We start from the raw sequence: 20,129 nt of genomic DNA, 5'->3' as shown, positions 1-20,129 counted from the left end.
TAGCGCTTCCGAAGCGGCGCCGGGCGCGGGGGCCGCGGTTCGAACTCCTGCGACGTCAGGGGATAGCGCTTCCGAAGCGGCGCCGGGCGCGGGGGCCGCGGTTCGAACTCCTGCGACGTCAGGGGATAGCGTTTCCGAAGCGGCGCCGGGTGCGGGGGGCGCGGCGCGAACTCCTGCGACGTCAGGGGATAGCGCTCCCGAAGCGGCGCCGGGCGCGGGGGCCGCGGTTCGAACTCCTGCGACGTCAGGGGATAGCGCTTCCGAAACGGTGCCGGGCGCGGGGGCCGGGGCTCGCAAGCCTGCGGTCGAGTCTCCGCGCGTGGGCTTCGTGGCGCCGGCGTCCGCCGTCGAAGTCGCCGAGCTGGAGGCGGCCGGCGCGGCGTCCTTCTGGGTCGGCGGACACGTGGCGTCGGTGAATCCCAGCCCCGAGCCCTTGGTCTGGCTCGCGCGCCTCATCGAGCAGACGGCGACCGCGGTGGTGGGCACCGCCACACTCGCGCTCCCGCTGTATCCGCCGGGCTTGCTCGCCAAGCAACTCGCCGACCTCGACCGGGCGTCCGGCGGCCGGATCACCGTCGGCGCCGGGGTCGGCGGCGAGTATCCCGCGGACTTCGACGCCTGCGAGGTCCCGCTCGCCCAGCGCGGCGCCCGCGCCGACGAGATGATCCCGCTGCTGCGCCGATTTTGGACCGCCCGGCCGGTCACCCACGACGGGCCCCACCACAACTTCCGCGACGTGCGCATCCACCCGGCCCCGGCCCGCCCGCGCGGGCCGCCCATCGTGGTGACCGGCCGCCGCGCGCCCGCGATACGTCGCGCGGCCCGGCTCGGCGACGGCTGGATGCCGTACCTCTACTCGCCCGAGCGCTACGCCCGCGCGGCCCGCGACATCCACGACGAGGCGGAGCGGGCCGAGCGGGACCTGGCCGGGTTCGCCTGGTACGCGTACGTGTTCACCAGCGTCGCCGACTCCACGGCAGAGGCGCGCCGGCACATGCTCGAATTTCTCGCCGGGACTTTCCGGCAGGACGCGGACGCCGTCCTGGACCGAGTCGCCGCCGCCGGAACACCGGACGAAGTGGCGGTGCAGTTGCGGGCGTTCGCGGAGGCCGGGGCCGGGCACCTGATCCTGTGCCCGTGCGGCCCCGACCCCCACGCCACCGCCCTGCGGCTGCTGAAGGACGTCGTCCCCCAGCTATGACCCCCGAGCCGCCGCCGCGCCCCGCACCACCACCCGCGCGCGACCTCCGGCTAGTTGTCACCCCCGCGCCGCCACCGCGGCGGACGGCTACCGCCCGCGACCGTCTCGGCACCTGTGACGGCCCTCGCCGCGCCGTGCCTCTCCGCCACCCGTACGCGACAGCCCGGCAGTTTCGGCCGCCGCGTTGCGCCGCTGTGGGACGGTCACGTGTCCGCGTCCGTCCCACAGCTACAACCGCCGCGTCGCCGCTGCGGCGGACAACTACTCGTCCGCGATCGTCCCGGATGCTGTGATGGCCCTCACCGCCATAGCGGTCCTCCTAGGGTCTGTTTGAAAGTGGAGGATCTTGGTCTGAGGTGATCTTCGGGTGGGACGAGGAGATTTGACCGAGGGTCAATGGGCTGTGCTGGAACCGTTGTTGGCGGCCGCGCGCAAGCGCGGCCGGCCGGCGGAATGGACGCGTCGCGACCAGGTCAACGCGATCCGTCGGCGCACCCGGACGGGCACGCCGTGGTGGGACATACCCGAGCGGTACGGGCCGTGGGAGTCCGCGTACAGCCCGTTCCGCCGCTGGCAGCGCGACGGCACCAGGGCACGGATCCTCGAACAGCTCCAGGCCCGCGCCGACGCGCGCGGGCTGATCACCTGGGACGTGAACGTGGACTCGACGGTCTGCCGCGCGCACCAGCACGCCGCCGGGGCGCGGAAAGAGGGGATCTGCGACGCGAGCCGCCGGACGGCTTTGCCGACGAACCGGCCGACCACGCGCTCGGCCGGTCCCGCGGCGGGCTGACCACGAAGATCCACCCGGTCTGCGAGCAGGGCCAGCGTCCCCCGGCCCTGCTGCTCACCGCCGGACAGCGCGGCGACTCAACGCAGTTCGCGTACCTGCTTGACGCGATCCGGGTCCCGCGGATCGGACCGGGCAGACCGCGCACCCGCCCCGGGCGGGTGCGCGGCGACAAGGCCTACAGCTCCCGCGCGAACCGCACACTGCTGCGCACGCTCGACGTCGCCTGCACGATCCCCGAGCCCGCCGACCAGATCCGCAACCGCAAACGCCGCGGGCCGGCGGGCGGACGCCCGCCGGCCTTCGACCGGGAGGACTGCAAGGCCCACCACGCCGCGAATGCTGCATCAACCGCCTGAAGCGGAACCGGGCAGTCGCCACTCGGTACGACAAACTCGCCGTCCGCTACGAAGCAACCGTCACCATCGCCGCGATCGGCGAATGGCCATGACCAAGATCCACCATCAAACAAACCCCAGGGAGTGTCTTCAAATTCGCGTCGGACAGCCCGCGGGGCGTGGTGCGTGCGTTCGCAAGGCGCGGGCCGCGGCTCGGCCTGGGTTTGGCTTGGGAGGGCCGTCAGGCCCGGCGGCAAGGTCCGTAACGCGGCGAGCGTGCGTGCCACGGTTCGCGGACCAGGCGAGAATTTGAAGACACGACTTAGCCGTGCGCGGCCGTTCCCGCGGCTGCCACCGCCGCATTGCCACCGCAGTGGACGGGCACTTGTCCGCACCCGCCCCACCGCCGTGACCGATGCGTCGCCGCTGCGGTTCGTCTGCGAGGGTTCCCGCGCCAGGCCGACCGTGTCGGCCCCGTGGGCACAACTGCCCCGCCCGTCGTGACCGCTGCGCCGTCGTGACCGCGCACAGGTGTGACGGCCACGCCGGCGTGGTGGACCCCTGCCGCTACGCGTCCGCGACCGGTTCCAGGACGACCACGGGGATTTGGCGGTCCGTGCGCTCCTGGTACGCGTCGTAGTTGGGCCAAAGCCCGGTCATCAGCCCCCAGAGCCGCTCGCGCTCGGGGCTGTCGGCGGTCCGCGCGACTGCGGCGAACTGCCGGTCCTTGACCTGGATCTGTACGCGCGGCTGCGCGAGCAGGTTCCGGTACCACTGTGGATGCGTGGGAGCGCCGCCCTGCGAGGCGACGACCACCAACCGGTCGCCGTCGGCGCCGAAGATCAGCGCCGATGTCCGCGGCTCGCCGGACGTGCGCCCGGTCGTGGTCAGGAGCAGCGCGGTGACGCCGTTCCACTCGTAGCCGACTTCGCCGCCCGTCTCGCGGTAGCGGCGTACGTGCTCGGCTCCCACCAGCGTCAGATCCGGCGCGCGGTAGGCCGCGTCGCCCGGTGCGGGGTCGTTCATGCCCCTCCTCTGGTCTGCGTGCTCGGACAAGGTGATTGAGTAAATACCATCACCATGATGCAATACCATCATTCCGCAGGGAGGAGAGACATGCACCGCCCCGCACCCCCGCTGACCGAACGCACCGCCGAATACTGGAAGTCGGGCGCCGACGGTGTCCTGCGCATCGCCCGGTGCGGCTCGTGCGGAACCTACCTGCACCCGCCACGGCCTGTCTGCCCGCAATGCCACAGCGCCGACCTCGCCTTCGCCCCGGTGAGCGGCAAGGGCACCGTGTACTCGTTCACCGTCAACCGCTATCAGTGGACGCCGGAACTGGAACCCCCGTACGTCCTCGCCGAAGTCGAGCTGGCCGAACAGCCCGGACTGCGACTGCTGAGCACCGTCGTCGGGTGCGCGGTGGAAGCGGTACGCATCGGCATGCCGGTATCGGTGGCCTTCGAATCGGCCGGCGACGCGTGGATACCCGTGTTCCGCCCATGACCCCGACCCCGACCCCGACCCCGCCTCCGGTCCCGCCTCAGACCCCAACCCTCATCCCGATTCCGCCCCCAGCCCCGCCCCCAACCCCGCCCCCAACCCCAACCCCAAGAGCACCCGCGCCCAAGCCCGAGGACCAGGTCGTCATCAGCGGCATCGGCGCCTCGCGGACCGGTCGGCGCCTCGGGACCGACCCGTGGCGGCTGACCGCCGACGCCGCCCTGGCCGCCATCGCGGACGCCGGGCTCACCCCCGCCGACGTCGACGGCCTGTCGACGTACCCCGGCGCGGTCGGATCCACGCCCGGCATCACCGGTGCGGGCGTGGACGACGTACGCGCCATGCTCGGCCTGCGCCTGCGCTGGTACACCGGCGGCAGCGAACTCCCGGGCCAGTTGGGCGCGGTGGTCAACGCGGTGCTCGCCGTCGCGGCCGGACTGGCCGAGCACGTCCTGTGCTTCCGCACGGTCTGGGAGTCCACCGCCCAGGCCGAGCGCGGCGGAAGGTCCGAGACCGTGGCCGCGAGCGCGGCCCGCGAACGCACCCAGTGGACGGCGCCGTACGGGGCCGGATACCCGACGTACGGCGGCCTGCTCACCCAGCGCTACCTGCACGACAGCGGCTCCACGCGCGAACAGCTCGGCCAGATCGCCGTCACCGCGAGGGCCAACGCCGCGCGGAACCCCGACGCCGTCTACCGGACCCCCATGACCCTCGACGACTACCTCGGCGCCCGGATGATCTCCGATCCGCTCTGCCTCTACGACTGCGACGTCCCCGTGGACGGCTCGCTCGCCTTCGTCGTCTCGCGCGCCCCCGGCCCCGAATCCGCACGTGCGGTCACCATCCAGGCGATGGGATCCGCGTCCGGCTTCGACCGGGCCGCCGACATGATGTGGTCGCGCACCACCCTGAAGCCGGACGACGTCGACGTGGCACAGCTGTACGACGGGTTCTCCGTCCTCGCCCTCCGCTGGCTCGAAGCTCTGCGCCTGTGCCCGCGCAACGAAGGCGGCCGCTTCGTCGAGGGCGGTCACCGCATCGCCCTGGACGGCGAGTTGCCGCTCAACACCGGCGGCGGGCAGCTCTCCGGCGGCCGGATGCACGGCTTCGGCGGCCTGTACGAGGCGTGCCGCCAACTGCGCGGCGACGCCGACGGGCGGCAGGTTACGCCGCGGCCGCGGATCGCGGTCGTGACCAGTGGGGCGGAGGACTTCACGTCCAGCCTGCTGCTGGCCCGGTGACGCGCAACGCACGCGCAACGCCCTGTCCCCACAGAGAGAAAGGCAAGGCCTCATCGTGCTTCCCGACGGTGCCAAACTCATCTCCGCGGACGACCACATGATCGAGCCCCCGCACCTGTGGGTCGACCGCGTACCCGCCGCGTACCTGGACCGCGCCCCGCGCGTCGTCCGAACCGACGGCCGCGACGCCTGGCTGTACGACGATCAGCTCACCTACATCCCCATGGGCAGTTGCCGCCCGCTCCCGGGGCACCCCGAGAGCGGCTACCCGCCGGCGCCGGGCACCGCCAACTTCGACGAGATCCGCCCCGGGTGCCACGACCCCGTGCACCGCCTGGCCGACATGGACATCGACGGCGTGTGGGGGCAGCTCACGTTCCCCAACTTCGCGCGGTTCGCGGGGCACCGCTTCTTCCTCGGGGTCAAGGACCTCGACGCCGGGCTGGTGTTCCTGCGCACGTACAACGACTACCTGCTCGACGAATGGTGCTCGGTCGACCCCCAACGGCTCTACGGCGCGGCGATCCTGCCGCTGTACGACATCGACCTGGCCGTGGCCGAGGCCGAGCGCGTCGCCGCCAAGGGCGCGAAGGCGATCGCGTTCTCGGAGAACCCCACCGTGCTGGGCCTGCCGTCGCTGCACACCCGGCACTGGGACCCGCTCTGGGCGTTCCTGCACGAGGCGCGGCTGCCGGTGTGCCAGCACATCGGCAGTTCGTCGCGGCTTGTCACCACGTCCGACGACGCGCCGCCCGGCGTCCTGGTGACCCTCAACGGCGTCAACTCGATGATGGCGGCGGCCGATTGGCTCATGTCGGACGTGTTGGACCGCTTCCCCGGGCTGCGGGTGATCCTGTCCGAGGGTGGCGCCGGGTGGATCCCGTATCTGCTGGAACGCGCCGAAAAGACCTTCCACGACGGTCGGTTGGGCCGCGACCTGGCGATCGGCCAGGCGGGCATGGGCAGTAGGCCGCCCCGCGAGCGGTTCGCGGAGCACCTGTTCGTCTGCCTGGTCGACGAGCGGTTCGCGCTCAAGTCGTTGGGCGACGTCCCGGTCGACAACCTGCTCTGGGAAGGCGACTTCCCGCACGGCGACGGGCGCTGGCCGGACAACCGCAAGGAACTCGCCGCGGCGCTCGCGGACGTCCCCGACGAGGACGCCCTCAAGATCGCGGAGACCAACATGCGGAAGCTGCTGGGCGTATGACGTACGACCTGCTCCAGGGTGTCAAGGTCGTCGAGGTGGCGATGTACGCCTTCGCCCCCTCCGCCGGGGCCATCCTGGCGGACTGGGGCGCGGACGTCGTGAAGGTCGTCCCGCCGCACACGGCGGACCCGATGAACGGCAATCCGGTGGCCGGGCTGCCGGACAAGGACGTCGGCGTCCGGTTCATGTGGCAGATCCTCAACCGCGGCAAGCGCTGCATCGCGCTCGACGTCTCGACCGAGGCCGGCCGCGACGTCCTGCACGATCTCGTACGCGAGGCCGACGTGTTCGTCACCAACCTCCTCCCGAGTGCCCGCCGCCGCTTCGGCCTGGACGTGCCGGACCTGCACGCCCTCAACGCCGCCCTGGTCTACGCCCGGGCCACCGGCCACGGCGACCGCGGACCCGAACGCGACCGCGGCGGCTACGACATCACCGACTTCTGGAGCCGCGCCGGCGTCGGCCACGCCGCCAGCCAGGTCGCCGACGAGTTCGTGCCGCTGGTGTCCCCGGCCTTCGGCGACCTCACCTCCGGCGGCTTCCTCGCCGGCGCGATCGCCGCGGCGCTGTTCCGTCGCGAACGCACCGGCGCCGGGGCCGTGGTCGACGTCTCCCTGCTCTCGTCGGCGATGTGGGTGATGTCGCCGAACGCGGTGGCCGCGCAGTTGTACGGCATCGAGGCCATCCCGCGGTTCCGGCACGCCGACGCGCGCAACCCCCTGGTCAACGCCTACCGCACCGCCGACGACCGGTACATCTACCTGTCCGGGGTGCTCACCGAGGGCTCCTTCGCCAAACTGTGCGCCGCAGTCGGCCGCGACGACCTCGGCGCCGATCCGCGCTTCCAGGACAGCACTTCACTCGCCGCCAACGCCGCGGCGTGCATCGCCGAGTTGGACGCGGTCTTCGCCGCCCGGCCCCTCGACGAGTGGTCGACCGTGCTGGCCGACCTGCCGATCCCCTGGACCGTCGTACGCTCCGCCGGGGAGACCGGGGCCGATCCGCAGGTCCAGGCCAACGACTATCTTGTCGAAGTCGAAGGCCCGACAGGGAAGTTCCCCCTGGTCGCCAGTCCGGCGCAGTTCGACGACGCGCCGCAGCGCCTCCGACGGGCACCCGAGCACGGCGAGCACGGCGACGAGATAGTCGGCGGACTCGGGCGCGCCTGGGACGACATCGTCGCCATGAAGGTGGCGGGCGACCTGCTGTGACGTCGGCCCGACACCGTCCGAGCGGGGGAGCCGGTCGCCCGTTCAGACGGTGATGACGACCTTGCCGAAGGATTTGCCCGAGGCGTAGTAGTCGTACGCGGCCGCCGCGTCGTCGAACGCGAACGTGCGGTCGATGACCGGGCGCAGCCGGTTGACGGCGATCATGCGGTTCATGTCGAGGAACTGGGCGCGGCTGCCGACCGCGACGGCGCGTACGCTCGCGCCGGAGCCGAACAGGATGCGGGGGTCGACCGGCGGCGCGGTCTCCGACGCGAACCCGACGCAGGCGACATGGCCCGCCATCGCCACCGCGCGCAGGGACTGTTCGAGCAGGCCCGCGATGTCGACGACACGATCGGCGCCGCGGCCGCCCGTGAGTTCACGTACCCGGCCAGACCAGTCGGGTGTGGCCCGGTAGTCGACGACGTCGTCGGCCCCGAGCTCGACCAGGCGTGCCGCCTTCTCGGGGCTGCTGGTCGTCGCGATGACGCGTGCGCCCAGCGCCTTGCCGAACTGGAGCGCGAACAGCGAGACACCGCCCGAGCCTTGCACCACCAGGGTCTGCCCGGGCCGCAGACCGGCGCCATCGCCGGTCAGCGCGTTCCAGGCGGTGACCGCGGCGCAGGGGAGTGTCGCGGCCTCCTCGTACGACAGATGGTCGGGGACGGGGACGAGCCCGGCCGCGTCGACCAACGCGATCTCGGTGAGCATCCCGTCGAGCGAGCCGCCCAGTTGCGGCAGGTGCTCCAGGCCGAACGGGCCGTCCTGCCAACTCGGGAACAGCGTCGCCGCGACCCGGTCGCCGACGCCCACCGCCGTCACGCCCGCCCCGACCGCGACGACGTCGCCGGCCCCGTCCGATATCGGGACGACGTCGGGCTTCACCGGGAGAATGTAGTCGCCGCGGAGAACCAGGAGTTCGCGGAAGCTGAGCGAGGTCGCGCGGACGGCGACCGCCACCTGCCCGGGACCGGGCGCCGGCGTGTCGTGTTCCCGCACCGTGAGACCGCTGAGCCCGGCTCCGCTGTCCAAGTGGTAGCTGCGCATGGAAGTGCCCCCTCTTGCCGTGGTGTTGGTTGTCGTGCTCGGTGGAGCACGTCGTCGACGCACTCGTCGACGTACTTGTCGTCGTACTCGTTGTCGTACTCGTTGTCGCGCTCGGGGTTCGGGTGTGGTCCCGACGTGCGATCGGAGGAGCCGACACGGCTCAGCGGGTGGCTCCCGCGGGGGCGTCCGCCTCGGCATCCGTCGCGAGGGGGACCTCGCCCGCGGTCTTGCTGTAGCCCAGTGCCTCGACGATCACGCCGTCCTGTACGCGCATGATGTTGACGCCCGCGACCCAGTCGGCGGGGCCTTCGCCGTAGCGGTACTCCCAGCTGATGGCGGCGCGTTCGCCGGTGACGAACACGTCCACCGGGGTGAACTGCGTCGTGTGGTCGTCGACCAGGGCCTGCCACCACGCCACGCAGGCCTCCCGGCCCTCGACGCGTTCCCCGCGCGGGGCCGGCTGCACGGACTCCATCACGCAGTTCTCGCCGACCAGGTCGCCGAGTGCGGCGGCGTCGCGGTTGACGAACGCGTGGTTGAAGCGGTCGATGACCTCGGCGGTGGTGCGTACGGACATGGGGGCCCTCCCAATGGGGTAGATAGACCGATCGGTCTGGTAGGAACATATAGACCGGTTGATCTACCTGTCAACGGGTGGCAGGCTGGGGCCATGACAGCGCGCACCACACCCGGCCCCCGCGAACGCCTTCTGGACGCGGCTCGGCAGCTCACGTACACCCAGGGCATGGGCGTCGGCATCGACGCGATCCTGAAGTCCGCGAACGTGGCGAGGCGTTCGCTGTACGAGCACTTCGGGGGCAAGGACGGCCTGATCACCGAGGTGCTGCGGCGTACCGCCGTGGTGGACGTGGCCGCGTACCGCACCACCATGGACGCCGCGGGCGACGATCCGCGTGCGCGCCTGCTCGCGGTGTTCGACCGGCTCGGCGAGGTCGCCGACACCCCCGCCTTCCGCGGCTGCCGCTACCTCGCCGCGGATCTCGCCCTCGCGGACCCGGACCACCCGGGACACGCCGTCACCCGCGAGTACCGCGAAGACGTGCACCAGATCCTGGAACACGAACTGGTCAGACTGGAACACCCGCGACCGGGCCACGCCGCCGACCAACTCCAGCTGCTGGTCGACGGGTTGCTCGCCGTCGCCGCGACCCGCCCCGGGTCCGGCCCGGCCGCGGCCGCCCGCGAACTCGCCGAGCGGGTCGTCGACGAGGGCCGCCGCGCCCCCGCGTGACGCATCGGCGCGGGTACGCCGGCCCGGGCCGTCTCGCGGTCAGCCGGCCGAGCCGGATCCGACGGGTGAGCCGGGCGAGACCGCCGGTGCGGCGGGTGCGGCCGGTGCGCTGAGGGAGGCCCAGATGCATTTTCCGGACTCGGTGAATCGGGCGCCCCATTGGTCGGACATCATCGCGACCAGTTGCAGGCCGCGGCCGAACTCGTCGTCGAGGCTGGGGTGGCGTACCCGAGGTGTGGCCTCCGAGCCGTCGTAGACCTCGCAGACGACCATGGCCGCCGCCGAATCCGAGGTGGGGTCGGACAGGTTCAGCAGCCTGAGGCGGATCACTCCCGAGCCGTTGTCCGCGGCGTCGGAGCCCAGTCCGACGGCATGCCGCACGGTGTTGCCGACAAGTTCGCTCACCACCAGCGTCGCCGCTTCGTCGAGTTCTCCGAGCCCCCAGGAGTTCAGGGATTCGGTCGTCAACTCCCTTGCCTTGCCCGCTGATTCCGCGGACCACGGCAGGTCCCACGAGGCGGCCCGGCCGCCGGCGAAGGGTTCGGTTGCCAGGAGGAGCAGCGCCGCGTCGTCCGGCCTGGTGTTCCGGAGCGGCTCGTCGGCGAGGCTGTCGCACAGCGCCTCCAGCCAAGCCGACCGGTCGGTCCGTGCGGTCAGCGGCCCGGCGGAATCGCGGTGCCGGGCGACGCGGGCCCCCAGGGTGGCCGCGTCCGTCGCCCCCGCACCCAGCAGCCCGTTGGTGTAGAAGACCAGGAGGGAGTCGGGTTCGAGGGTCGTCTCCACGACCTCGGCGGGGACCTGGGCGAGTCCCAGCGGCGGCCCGGCCGGCACGTCGAGGGAGACCGGGTCCGAGCCCGGGCGCAGAACGATCGGCGGCGGGTGGCCGGCGCTCGCGATGCGGCAGACTCCGGTGGTGGCATCGTGGACGGCGAACAGGCTTGTGGCGTAGACGGGTTGGCCGTCCGCGTCGGAACTCAGCCGGACCACGACGTCGTTGAGCCGCGCCATCAGTTCGTCGACGGGCATGTCCAGGGCCGCGATGGCCAGCACCGCGTGGCGGATGATGCCCATGGTGATCGCCTGTTCGAGCCCGTGGCCCAGCACGTCGCCGATGACCGCGAGGACCCGTCCGCCGGGCAGCGGCACGATGTCGTACCAGTCGCCGCCGAACTCGTGGCCGGGGGCGGTCCGGTAGCGTGCCGCGGTCCGCACCCCGAAAGCCGTGGGCAACTCGCCTGGCAGCAGCTCCTGTTGCAGGCGTTCGGCCTGGTGCCGCGCCTGCTCGTACAGGCGCGCGTTCTCCAGGGCCTGGGCGATCAGCGTGGCCAGGTTGGCCATCACCGGTTCGTCGTCCGCGGTGAACGGGTGGGGCCGCGACCAGGCGACGGCGCAGGACCCGACCAGTCGGCCGGCGGCCCGCAGCGGCAGCACCGCCCAGGCCTGCTTGCCGGTGGCGCGGGCGAGTTCCCGGATCCCGGCGGCGCGGGGGCCGGTGGCTTCGGCGGCCGAGGGCAGCAGCCGCGCCGTGTCGGTGGCGATCAGTTCGTGGCCGCCCTGCCAGGCGCCGGGATTCTCCCGTCGGGGCGCGGTGAAGGCGGAGGGGTAGCCGCTCGTCGCGATGAGGCGCGGTCGCGGACCCGTCAGGTCGTGGAGCAGGAAGCCCTGCGCCTCGAACAGCGGGAGCAGGTGGCTGGTCACCACGTCGACCACGTCGCCGGTGTGCAGCGCCCGTACGAGCGCGGCGTTCAGCTCCAGGACCTTCCGGACCCGCTCGGCGGCCTCCCGTTCGGCACGGCGCGCGTCGGTGATGTCCGCCATCTGCACGGCGACCAGCCCGCCGATCTGGACGGCCCGCACCACCAGGAAGGCGCTCCGCGAGCCCTGGCCGGCCCGTGGGCGCGCCTCGACCTCCAGGCTCATCGGCGCTCCGGGGGTCGCGCGGGCCCGGGCGAACAACTCCTTCAAACCCTGGTCGCGCAGCGTCTCCACGGCGTCCCAGAGCGCCGCCCCGATCAAGTCGACGCTGCCGCCGGCGGCCATCTCGCGGGCGGTCTTGTTGGCCCACTGCACCCGGTCGTCGGCGTCGACCACGTGGACCGGGTCCGGGTGCAGTTCCAGGACCCCGACCAGCCAGTCCAATTGGTCGCGGCGGGCGGTGACGTCCCACGCGGTGCCCAGCATCCTGACGGGGGCGCCGGTTTCGTCGTACTCGAACGTGCCGCGCAGTTCCAACCAGCTGACCCGGTCCGCGCCGCCGAGGACCCGGTACTCGACCGCGTACGTCTCGCCGGTCCGCATCGAGTGGTCGATCGCCTCCTGGACGCCCGGCCGGTCGTCCGGGTGGATGCGGGCCATCCACGTCTCGATCCGGCGGTCCCACGACTCCGGGTCCAGGCCCGCGGCCACCAGCATGTGGCGGGTCGCGCCGTCGATGTCCAGCAGACCGGTGCCCAGGTCCCAGCTCCAGGTGCCGACGGCGACCTGCTTCATCACCTCCCGGCGTTCGGTGAGCGGTTCCTGCCACCACGGCGTGGTTCCGGTCTGCCAGCGGCGGGCGTCGCGCAGGAGCCGTCCGACCAGCGCGGCGAGGTGGACGAGAAACGCCTCGCGGTCGGGGCGGGGCCGGTCCGGCAGCAGCACCGACAGCACGCCGACCGGCTCTCCGTGCACCTCGACGGGCACCGTGAACATGCCCGTCCGCGCCCAGCGCTCCCACTGCGGATCGGCCGCGACGGCGGCGGGAAGGGTGTCGCCCCACGCGGCCCGGCGCCGGTCGAGCGCCACGCCGTACGGCGCCTCGGGTGCGGCGTCCAGCAGTTCCCACGACCTTGCCATCCGGGTGGGCAGGCCGGCCACCGCCGCCAGGCGCAGGGTGCCGGGCGCGGCGCCTCGGAGGTGGACCAGGCCCACGGCCGCGCCGCTCGCGGAAGCGGCCTGCTGCGCGGCCAGGCGCAGCACCTCGGCCTCGCTGAGGTCGTCGGTTCCGGCGAGGACGGCCCATCTAAGCGTGTCCGCGGTGCCGGTGCCGGTGCTGTCTCCGTCGGCGGAGGGCGCGGCGTCGTCCCCGCCGTCGGGCCCGTCGGGGTCCGTCCGGTCCGGCGGAGGCGTTCCGCGTGCCAAGCTGCCCTCCAGATCCATCAGGCTGGCCGACAAAACCTGCCGAAGTATCACCATTACATACATGAGGCATCTGGCGTGCCCGGGTCGTCGTACGGATGTCCGGTCGCCTTCACCCGTACGGCTCGGCCGCCGCCGGCACGGCACTCGCGCGGTACGCGCCCGCCCCGGCTCTGGCGTGCCCGCCGAAACCGACGAACAGCCCTCGCCGGAAGGCGAGTTGCCCGCCGTTCCGCCGGAACGCGCCGGAACGGCTACGACGCGCCGCCGCCTTCGACGGCTTCGCGGAACCGGGCCAGGAGCGAGCGCAGGGTCTCGCGCTCCTCGGGCGTGAAGGCGTCGGAGATCCGCCGCTCGATCGCGACCGCGCGCCTGTCGGCCGTGCCCAGCGCCTTCGTGCCCTCGGGGGTGAGCCGGGTCTCCAGGATGGCCCGGTGCCAGGGGTGCGGGGTGCGGGTGACCAGCCCGCGTTCGTCGAGGGTCTTGAGCAGGGCGGTCATGGCCTGCGGGGTGACCATGCAGCCGCGGGCCAGGGCGGCGGCGGACATGCCCGGGTTGTCGGAGAGCAGGAGCAGTGCGGCGTACTGCGGGACGGTGAGGCCCGCGGCACGTACGGCCGAACTCTTCGCGGCGAGCAGTGTCTGCTCGGCGCGCTTGACGTCGAGTCCGAGGCGCTCATCCGCGGGCATGCTCATGCGCTCAGCCTACGCAGGCATTCAAAGATTGACGACCATCAAAGCTTTGATACTCTGCCTCCCATGATCCCGGAGACGCATGCCGACCTGCTCAACCGCCCGCTGTTCTGCCACCTCGCGACCCTCGGTCCCGACGGCGCGCCGCACGTCAACCCCGTATGGACGGTGTGGGACGGCGAGTTCCTGCGCTTCACCACGACGACCGACCGGCGCAAGCACAAGAACGTGCTGGCCGACCCCCGGGTCTCGATCTCGCTCAACGACCCCGAGCGGCCCTACCGCTACCTCGAGGTGCGCGGCGTCGTCGAGCGCATCGACCCGGACCCGGAGGGCGACTTCTTCGACGTGCTGGCCGTGCGCTACGGACTGGCGTACGACAAGCCCGTCGGTGACGCCGAACGCCGCGTCGTGCTGGTCGTACGCCCCACCCGCACCACCTCCCAGTGACCGACCGCCCGATTGCACTCGGTTCCCGCCGGTAGCTCCCGCCTGCGGAACCGGGCGGCGGCCGGTGCCTCGGTGTGCGCCTCCCGAGTGGGCCGGGTGGGCCGTCCGGGTGGAATCCCGCTCCGCGGTGCGGGTCCCGCGGCGGCCCGCTGCCAAAATCGGTGCAGTTCGGGTGGTGGTAGGGAAGCGGAGGCGGAGCAATGGGCCGGGCGGTGCCGGCCGGCTGCCGGATGCTGCACGCGGGGCTGTGTGCGGTGAGCGCGGTCGCCCTGGTGGCCGTCGGTGCGCCGACGGCGGAGGCGGGCGCCCGCGGGTGCAACGGCCCTACGTGCATCTCCGTCGTCGGCAGCGGTCTCCGCGTCGAGACCATCTCCGCCTCCACCACCTGGAACGGCGACTCCACGGGCCACATCCACATCTGGGGTGGCGGCACCGACCGCGACAGCGCCACCGGATTCTGGGGCTACCACCAGGAGTTCACCGGGCCTGTGCACCGCGACCTGGCCAACCGTGCGGTCCTGTGCGCCGAAGGCTGGGAGCACACCGGCGGCGGCCTGCAGTCCCGCGGAAGCGCCTGCGCCGACGCCCGCTTCTGATCGCTCCCTGGGAGGACGGGGGCGGTCGGCGGGCCGCTCAGGCGTAGAGGGGGTGCTCCGCGACGAGCGCGGCGACGCGTTCGCGCAGGTCGCGCTCGCGGTGCTCGTCGTATCCGGGAAGCAGGGCCTCGGCGATGATGTCGGCCACCGCGACGAACGACGTTGCGGCGAATCCGCGGGAGGCCAGGGCCGCGGTTCCGATGCGCACGCCCGAAGTGACCGACGGGGGCCGCGGGTCGAAGGGCACCACGTTGCGGTCGACGCTGATGCCGATCCGGTGCAGACGTTCCTCGGCGGCGAGTCCGTGCAGAGGGGTGCCGCCGTCCGCGGCCCCGTACGCGCGCAGGTCGAGCAGCACGAGATGGACGTCGGTCCCGCCGGTGAGGAGCCGGGCACCGGCGTGGAACACGTCGGCGCGGGCCAGGCGTTCGGCGATGATGCCGGCCCCGTCGACGGCCCGACGCTGCCGCATCGCGAACGGCACGCCGGACGCGAGCTTGAACGTCACCGCCTTTGCGGCGACCACCTGGTTGAGCGCGCCGCCCTGGGTGCCGGGAAAGACCGCGGCGTCGACCTGCGCGGCCAACTCGGCGCGGCTGAGGATCAGTCCGCCGCGGGCGCCGCCGAGGGTCTTGTGCGTGGTCGCGGTGACGATGTCGGCGTACCGGACCGGCGACGGGTGCAGGCCCGCCGCGACGAGGCCCGCGAAGTACGCCATGTCGACCAGGAGTCGGGCACCGACCGCGTCGGCGATGATGCGGAAGGCCGCGAAGTCCAGGTGCCGGGTGTACGCGGACCAACCCGCGATGATCACCTTCGGCCGGTGCGCCTTGGCCAGTTCGGCGACCTCGTCCATGTCCACCCAGTGCGTCCGCGAGTCCACGTGGTAGGCGACCGCGTTGTACTGCCGCCCGGAGAAGTTGACCCGCGTGCCGTGCGTGAGGTGTCCGCCGTGGGCAAGTTCGAGGCCGAGGACGGTGTCGCCGGGTTCCAGCAGGGCGGCCAGTGCCGCGGCGTTGGCCTGCGCGCCGGAGTGCGGCTGCACGTTGGCGTGTTCGGCGCCGAACAGGTCGCGCGCACGCTGCACCGCGATGGCCTCGATCTCGTCGACGACCTCGCAGCCGCCCTGGTGGCGGCGGCCCGGATAGCCCTCGGTGTGCTTGTTGGTGAGGACCGACCCCTGGGCCTCCAGGATCGCGGTGGGCGCGAAATTCTCCCGGGCGGTCATTTCCAAGGTGCCGCGCTGGCGCGCCAACTCCCTTGCCAGCAAACCGTCTATCTGCGGATCGGCAGCGGACAGGGGCAGGGCCAGGAGGTCCGTCACCGACATCGACCTCCGAACGTGCCGTCATTGCTGTCTTGCACCGCTCAGTCCTGGTGTCGTGAGCCACCGACGCCTTGCGGTCGGCGCCTTGCGGCCTTCCGGCAGGAATCCATACCCTCATCTGGCGAAGGAAGTTAGGCGAGGCTAACCTAACATCCCACTGAACGACAAGAGGTTGTGTGGACCGTGCGCAAAGCTCCGCCCACGCACCCCGCTCTTGCCCGAGACAAGAGCCCGACCCGCATGCCCGCCGAAGCGTGACGCACGAACTCTCAGATGACCAAAGGAAGTTCGCCCGTTGCTTCGATGGCCCCAGGGGGACGCTGTCGAGTCCGGTGCTCGGCAAACTGCGCCGAAGGCGTCCGGTGCCACACGTTCTTCCTGCTGGGCACTTGCGGGGCGCGGTGACGGTATGACTGCCGCGGACGCGGACGACGTGCACCACGCCGTGCGGCGGGCGGGGGTCCGCCCCGCCCCGCCGCACGGGGGTGGTCAGCTGAGGGTCAGGGTGAGGGTGGCGGTGTAGACGCCGGGGGCGGTGTCCGCGGGAACGGCGAGGTCGAGCGCCCCGCCGCAGGTGAACGTACCGGCCGAACTGCCCGCCGGGGCGGCGCACAAGGTTCGGGTGGTGGCCAGGCCGTCACCGGGTGGGATCGGGGCGCCCGGGTTCACGACCGGGGTCGTGGTCTGCGCGAGCGAGCCGGGCGCGACCGACGCCGTCGGGTGCCAGCCCAGGCCGGTGCCCGGGATCGTGCCGCCGGGTGCTCCGGTGAAGTCGCTGACGTGTCCGGTCAGCGTCCAACCGGCCGCGCTGCCGCGCAGGTCCGAGACGGTGGCGGTGTTGAGTGCCCCGTCGGCGGTCAGCTGCGGGTCGCCGGCGGCCAGGGTGGCGTCGCTCATTCGGATGGGGTCGCCCGCCACGGAGAGGGTGAGCGGGCCGCGGGTTACGTCCACGACGACCTGCTGGTCCTGGGGTTCGCCCGGTCCGCCGGGTTCCCCGGGGCCGCCGATGGTTTTGAACGCGACGGGTGTGTAGGTGTCGTACGTACGGTCGGCGGAGCCGTGCGCCGCGAACGTGAAGAGTCCGCAGGCGGTGGTGCGGCAGTCGACGGCCGCGGAGTCGGCGCCGTACCCGGCGGGCAGGGCCAGTTCGGCGGTGAACGTGCCGTCCGGCCGCAGCTCGACCTGGCGTGTCCCGGACACCGGGGCGGGCTTGACCCACAGCGTGGCACCGAACGACGCGGCGTTCGCCCACGGTTCGTCCTGCGCGGGGCCGTACGCCAGGTAGACTCCCACGCCGCGGTTGGCCGTCGGGTCGAATCCGGACCCGGTGACGGTGACCGTCTCACCGTCCGTCAGACCGGTCGTCTTGGACACCCGGACCGTCGGCACCACGGGCACCGCGACAGTGAGCTTCGCAGCCGAACTCCTGGTGAATCCGGCCGAGTTGGTGAAGACCGCACGGTAGCGGCGGCCGTCGTCCGCCGCGGTGGCGGTGACCGTGTGAGTGCCGCCCTGCGCGCCGGGGACGGTCTCCCAGGTGGCGCCGCCGTCGGCGCTGGTCTCCCAGGTGATCGCGGGGGCCGGCGTACCGGACCCGGCGGCCTCGAAGGTCACCGTCTCGCCGACCCGGGCGGAGCGGTCGGCGGGCGCGCCGACGACCGCCGGGGACACGCCGCGGGTGAAGGTGCGGACGGTGGCCTGCGCGGGATCGGCGAAGTACACCGTCGTCCCGTCCGCCGAGGCGGCGAGCGAGGCGGCGCCGCTCTGCCGGTGCGCGCCCGGGACCGCGGTCGGCGGTGCGGCCGCGGTGAGCGTCGCGGTGTCGTACGTGTTGAGCGACCCGACGCCGTCGCTGCCGGGCGTGCCGTCGTGGCCGATGTCCTGCCACGCCACGAACGCGGTGCGGTGCGCGGCGTCGAAGGCGATCGACGTGGGGATGTCGGCGGACGACGTGAAAGCCGCGGCCTTCTCGCCGGTCCCGGTGCGGTACACCTCGAGGGCGGACTCCCGGCCCACCCACAGGAGTCCGTTGGCCGGGTCCGCCTGGACGAAGTTGACCGTGCCGGTGTCCGCGGCGAGCGCGATGCCCTCGCCGACCGCCAGCGTCTCGGTGTCGACCGCGCGCACCCGCAGGGCGGCGGAGTCGGCGATCCACAGCGTGTGCGCGGCCGCGTCGAGGGTGGTGGGGCCTGCCCCGGGCAGCGCGACGGAACGCTCTACGGTCACGGCCGTCGCGCCGACCGCGACCTCCTCGAGGGAGGTGCCGCGGACCACGAACACGGTGTCGGCGGAGGTGCCCGGTTCCACCTGGAGGATGGTGGCGCCGGTGAGCCAGCCGCCGGCGGCCGCCTCGTCGCCGTGCTTGGCGGTGGCCACGCCGCGCAGGCCCACGAGGTAGACCACGCCGTCGCCGGGGAGGGGCCCGGCGAACCGCTTGGCGGGCTGCTGGCGCAAAGTGCCGGTGGAGCCAGGGGAGTTCTGGATCCAGCCGGTGACCTGGCCGGTGGCGGGGTCGAGGGTGTAGAGGCCGCTCTCGTTGACGTCGCCGGTGTCCACGAGGTTGTCGGAACCGACGTACAGGCGGCCGGAGTCGGGGTGCAGCAGCAGGTCGACAGGCTTGCCGACGGCGGTGTTCTGCCCGCTCTGGACGTAGACGACCGTGCCCGGGGGAGTCTCGGTGCCAGGTTGCCCGCCGTCGTCGGCGAAGGTGACGGGTATGCGTACGTCCTGGGACCGGTCGCCCGCCGCGCGGTGGTCGACGCGGGTCACCACCGAGCAGGCGACGACCGCGCAGTCGAGGCCGTCGCCCGCGGTTTTGAGGTCGAGGTCGACGGCGAAGGTGCCGCCCGGACCGTACGCGGTCGCCAGCGTCCCGGCGTTGGGGTCGCCCGGCGGGACGATCCACGCGGACGCCGCGGCGTCGCCGCTCATGTCCGCACCGCCCAGGCAAGGGCTGGGAATCCGGCCCGGTCCCAGGTCCTGGCACAGTGCGACGTAGATGCCCTTGGCCTGGTCGTATCCGGCGCCGGTGACGTGCACGGTGTCGCCGTCCGGGTCGAGGCCGGTGGCCTGCGAGACGCTCAGCGTCTGGCCCGAGGGGCCGGTTCCGGTGACCGGTCCGGTCTCCGCGCGGGCGGCGGGGGCGGAGCCGGCGACCGCGAGGGTGGCGAGGACCCCGAACGCGACGGTCGCGCGGGGCAGGTTTCCGGGCCGCTGCCGGAGCGGGCTCCGGCGTTTCGGGATGTTTCCGGGGATGTGCATCGGGACGTGTGCCTCCGGGGCGTGCGGTGCCCAGTACGACGGCGTGCGTGAGCGCATGCCGTCGGTCGGGCCGGTCGTGTGACGTGTTGTCAGGTCGCGGGAGTCTCAGGGGCGTTGCGGCGGCGGACGCCGGCGAGCACGGCCGCGGTGCCGGCCGCGACCAGGGCGGTGGCGCCGAATGCGAGGGCGATGGTGCGTTCGGTGCCGCCGGTCTTCGGCAGTGCCTCGGCCGCCGTGGCACCCGTGGTGCCGCCGGACGTACCGCCTGCCGCTCCGCCCGTCGTGCCGCCGCCGTCCGCGGAACCTCCCGCGGCCTGCTGCCCGGTGGCCGCGGACGCCGTGCCGCCGGCGGACCCGGTCGCGGCGGTCGGGCCGGTCGGGGAGGGGGAGTTGGGCGGGGGCGTGGTGCCGGTGCCCGGACCGGGGCCGGTCGACCAGGTCACCGGGACCGCGGCGTCGTCCGCGCGGTCGCCGCTGCCGGTGTGGTCGGCGCGGACCTGGACGACGCACGTCACCTTGGTGCAGTCGACGAACTCGTCCTTGGCCTTCAGCGTGAGCTGGTACTCGAAGGCACCCGCCCCCTTGTTGAAGGGCTTGGCGAGGCCCGCGCCGTACGGCGGCACCTTGTCGCCGATCCAAAGCGAGGAACCGGACGAGCCCTCCATGTCGACGCCGCCCACGCACGGGGTCGCGAGCTTGCCGGGCCCTTGCGACTGGCAGAGCGAGACGTAGATGCCGTTGTAGCCGCCCGCCCGGACGCGGCCGAAACCGGTGCCGCTCACGGTGACGGTTTCCCCCGAGGGGTCGAGCCCCTGGGTCTTCGTCACGGTCAGCCGTCCGCCGCTCTTGGACGTCGCGCTCTCCGCGGCGGCCGCGGGTGGCGCCGCGGC

General features: G+C 72.8%; 16 protein-coding genes and 1 pseudogene. 9 read left to right on the top strand and 8 right to left on the bottom strand.

Features of this window, described 5'->3' with window-relative positions; translation table 11 throughout:
- Positions 1-319 precede the first annotated feature (319 nt).
- Positions 320-1,201 (top strand): LLM class flavin-dependent oxidoreductase, encoded by an 882-nt coding sequence (locus tag AB0C36_RS37460; RefSeq protein WP_358363088.1) that lies wholly within the window; start codon positions 320-322, stop codon positions 1,199-1,201.
- Positions 1,202-1,568: 367 nt separating this feature from the next.
- Positions 1,569-2,442: pseudogene (locus AB0C36_RS37455) on the top strand (IS5 family transposase).
- Between the two features lie 454 nt (positions 2,443-2,896).
- Here the strand turns inward: AB0C36_RS37455 and AB0C36_RS37450 are convergent.
- Positions 2,897-3,355, bottom strand: coding sequence for a nitroreductase family deazaflavin-dependent oxidoreductase (locus tag AB0C36_RS37450; RefSeq protein ID WP_358363087.1), 459 nt, complete (start codon positions 3,353-3,355; stop codon positions 2,897-2,899).
- Between the two features lie 90 nt (positions 3,356-3,445).
- On the opposite strand from AB0C36_RS37450, the gene AB0C36_RS37445 reads away from it, so the two are divergent.
- The 4 genes from AB0C36_RS37445 to AB0C36_RS37430 are packed head-to-tail and all read left to right on the top strand — an operon-like array spanning position 3,446 to position 7,497.
- Positions 3,446-3,838 carry a Zn-ribbon domain-containing OB-fold protein gene (locus AB0C36_RS37445; protein ID WP_358363085.1) on the top strand — a complete coding sequence of 131 codons (393 nt, stop codon included), beginning with the start codon at positions 3,446-3,448 and terminating at the stop codon, positions 3,836-3,838.
- Positions 3,835-5,079, top strand: a complete 1,245-nt coding sequence (locus tag AB0C36_RS37440) for a thiolase family protein (RefSeq protein WP_358363084.1) — start codon at positions 3,835-3,837, stop codon at positions 5,077-5,079. The genes AB0C36_RS37445 and AB0C36_RS37440 overlap by 4 nt, the downstream gene beginning before the upstream one ends.
- 55 nt (positions 5,080-5,134) lie before the next feature.
- Positions 5,135-6,286 carry an amidohydrolase family protein gene (locus AB0C36_RS37435; RefSeq protein ID WP_358363082.1) on the top strand — a complete coding sequence of 384 codons (1,152 nt, stop codon included), beginning with the start codon at positions 5,135-5,137 and terminating at the stop codon, positions 6,284-6,286.
- On the top strand, positions 6,283-7,497 hold the full coding sequence (locus tag AB0C36_RS37430) for a CaiB/BaiF CoA transferase family protein (RefSeq protein ID WP_358363080.1): 1,215 nt from the start codon (positions 6,283-6,285) through the stop codon (positions 7,495-7,497). The genes AB0C36_RS37435 and AB0C36_RS37430 overlap by 4 nt, the downstream gene beginning before the upstream one ends.
- Positions 7,498-7,539: 42 nt before the next feature.
- On the opposite strand, the gene AB0C36_RS37425 is transcribed toward AB0C36_RS37430, so the two are convergent.
- Positions 7,540-8,544: a zinc-dependent alcohol dehydrogenase family protein gene (locus AB0C36_RS37425; RefSeq protein WP_358363078.1), complete on the bottom strand. Its 1,005-nt coding sequence runs from the start codon at positions 8,542-8,544 to the stop codon at positions 7,540-7,542.
- Between the two features lie 160 nt (positions 8,545-8,704).
- Positions 8,705-9,121 (bottom strand): nuclear transport factor 2 family protein, encoded by a 417-nt coding sequence (locus tag AB0C36_RS37420; RefSeq protein WP_358363076.1) that lies wholly within the window; start codon positions 9,119-9,121, stop codon positions 8,705-8,707.
- A 93-nt stretch (positions 9,122-9,214) separates the two neighbouring features.
- On the opposite strand from AB0C36_RS37420, the gene AB0C36_RS37415 reads away from it, so the two are divergent.
- Positions 9,215-9,796 carry a TetR/AcrR family transcriptional regulator gene (locus AB0C36_RS37415; RefSeq protein ID WP_358363074.1) on the top strand — a complete coding sequence of 194 codons (582 nt, stop codon included), beginning with the start codon at positions 9,215-9,217 and terminating at the stop codon, positions 9,794-9,796.
- A 39-nt stretch (positions 9,797-9,835) separates the two neighbouring features.
- Here AB0C36_RS37415 and AB0C36_RS37410 read toward each other — a convergent pair whose 3' ends face one another.
- Entirely contained in the window at positions 9,836-12,916 is a 3,081-nt protein-coding gene (locus AB0C36_RS37410) for a SpoIIE family protein phosphatase (protein WP_358363072.1), read from the bottom strand.
- Positions 12,917-13,167: 251 nt separating this feature from the next.
- Complete coding sequence (locus AB0C36_RS37405; protein WP_358363071.1) at positions 13,168-13,608, bottom strand: MarR family winged helix-turn-helix transcriptional regulator; 441 nt, start codon at positions 13,606-13,608, stop codon at positions 13,168-13,170.
- Positions 13,609-13,671: 63 nt separating this feature from the next.
- Between AB0C36_RS37405 and AB0C36_RS37400 the strand changes: the two genes are divergently transcribed.
- Both AB0C36_RS37400 and AB0C36_RS37395 read left to right on the top strand, forming a co-directional pair.
- Positions 13,672-14,055 carry a PPOX class F420-dependent oxidoreductase gene (locus tag AB0C36_RS37400; protein ID WP_358363069.1) on the top strand — a complete coding sequence of 128 codons (384 nt, stop codon included), beginning with the start codon at positions 13,672-13,674 and terminating at the stop codon, positions 14,053-14,055.
- Between the two features lie 200 nt (positions 14,056-14,255).
- Positions 14,256-14,651, top strand: a complete 396-nt coding sequence (locus tag AB0C36_RS37395) for a hypothetical protein (RefSeq protein WP_358363068.1) — start codon at positions 14,256-14,258, stop codon at positions 14,649-14,651.
- Positions 14,652-14,688: 37 nt separating this feature from the next.
- Here AB0C36_RS37395 and glyA read toward each other — a convergent pair whose 3' ends face one another.
- The 3 genes from glyA to AB0C36_RS37380 all read right to left on the bottom strand — a co-directional run.
- Positions 14,689-15,981: a serine hydroxymethyltransferase gene (glyA, locus tag AB0C36_RS37390; protein ID WP_358363067.1), complete on the bottom strand. Its 1,293-nt coding sequence runs from the start codon at positions 15,979-15,981 to the stop codon at positions 14,689-14,691.
- 486 nt (positions 15,982-16,467) lie between these two features.
- Positions 16,468-19,296, bottom strand: a complete 2,829-nt coding sequence (locus AB0C36_RS37385; RefSeq protein ID WP_358363066.1) for a neocarzinostatin apoprotein domain-containing protein — start codon at positions 19,294-19,296, stop codon at positions 16,468-16,470.
- Between the two features lie 32 nt (positions 19,297-19,328).
- A partial coding sequence (locus tag AB0C36_RS37380) for an LPXTG cell wall anchor domain-containing protein (protein WP_358363064.1) occupies positions 19,329-20,129 on the bottom strand: 801 nt, incomplete at its 5' end.

It is taken from the genome of Streptodolium elevatio, from assembly GCF_040649515.1.
In the GTDB taxonomy this organism is placed as follows: domain Bacteria; phylum Actinomycetota; class Actinomycetes; order Streptomycetales; family Streptomycetaceae; genus Yinghuangia; species Yinghuangia elevatio.
Note: the sequence above shows the minus strand (reverse complement) of the source record. Positions and strands in the feature narration are given on the sequence as shown.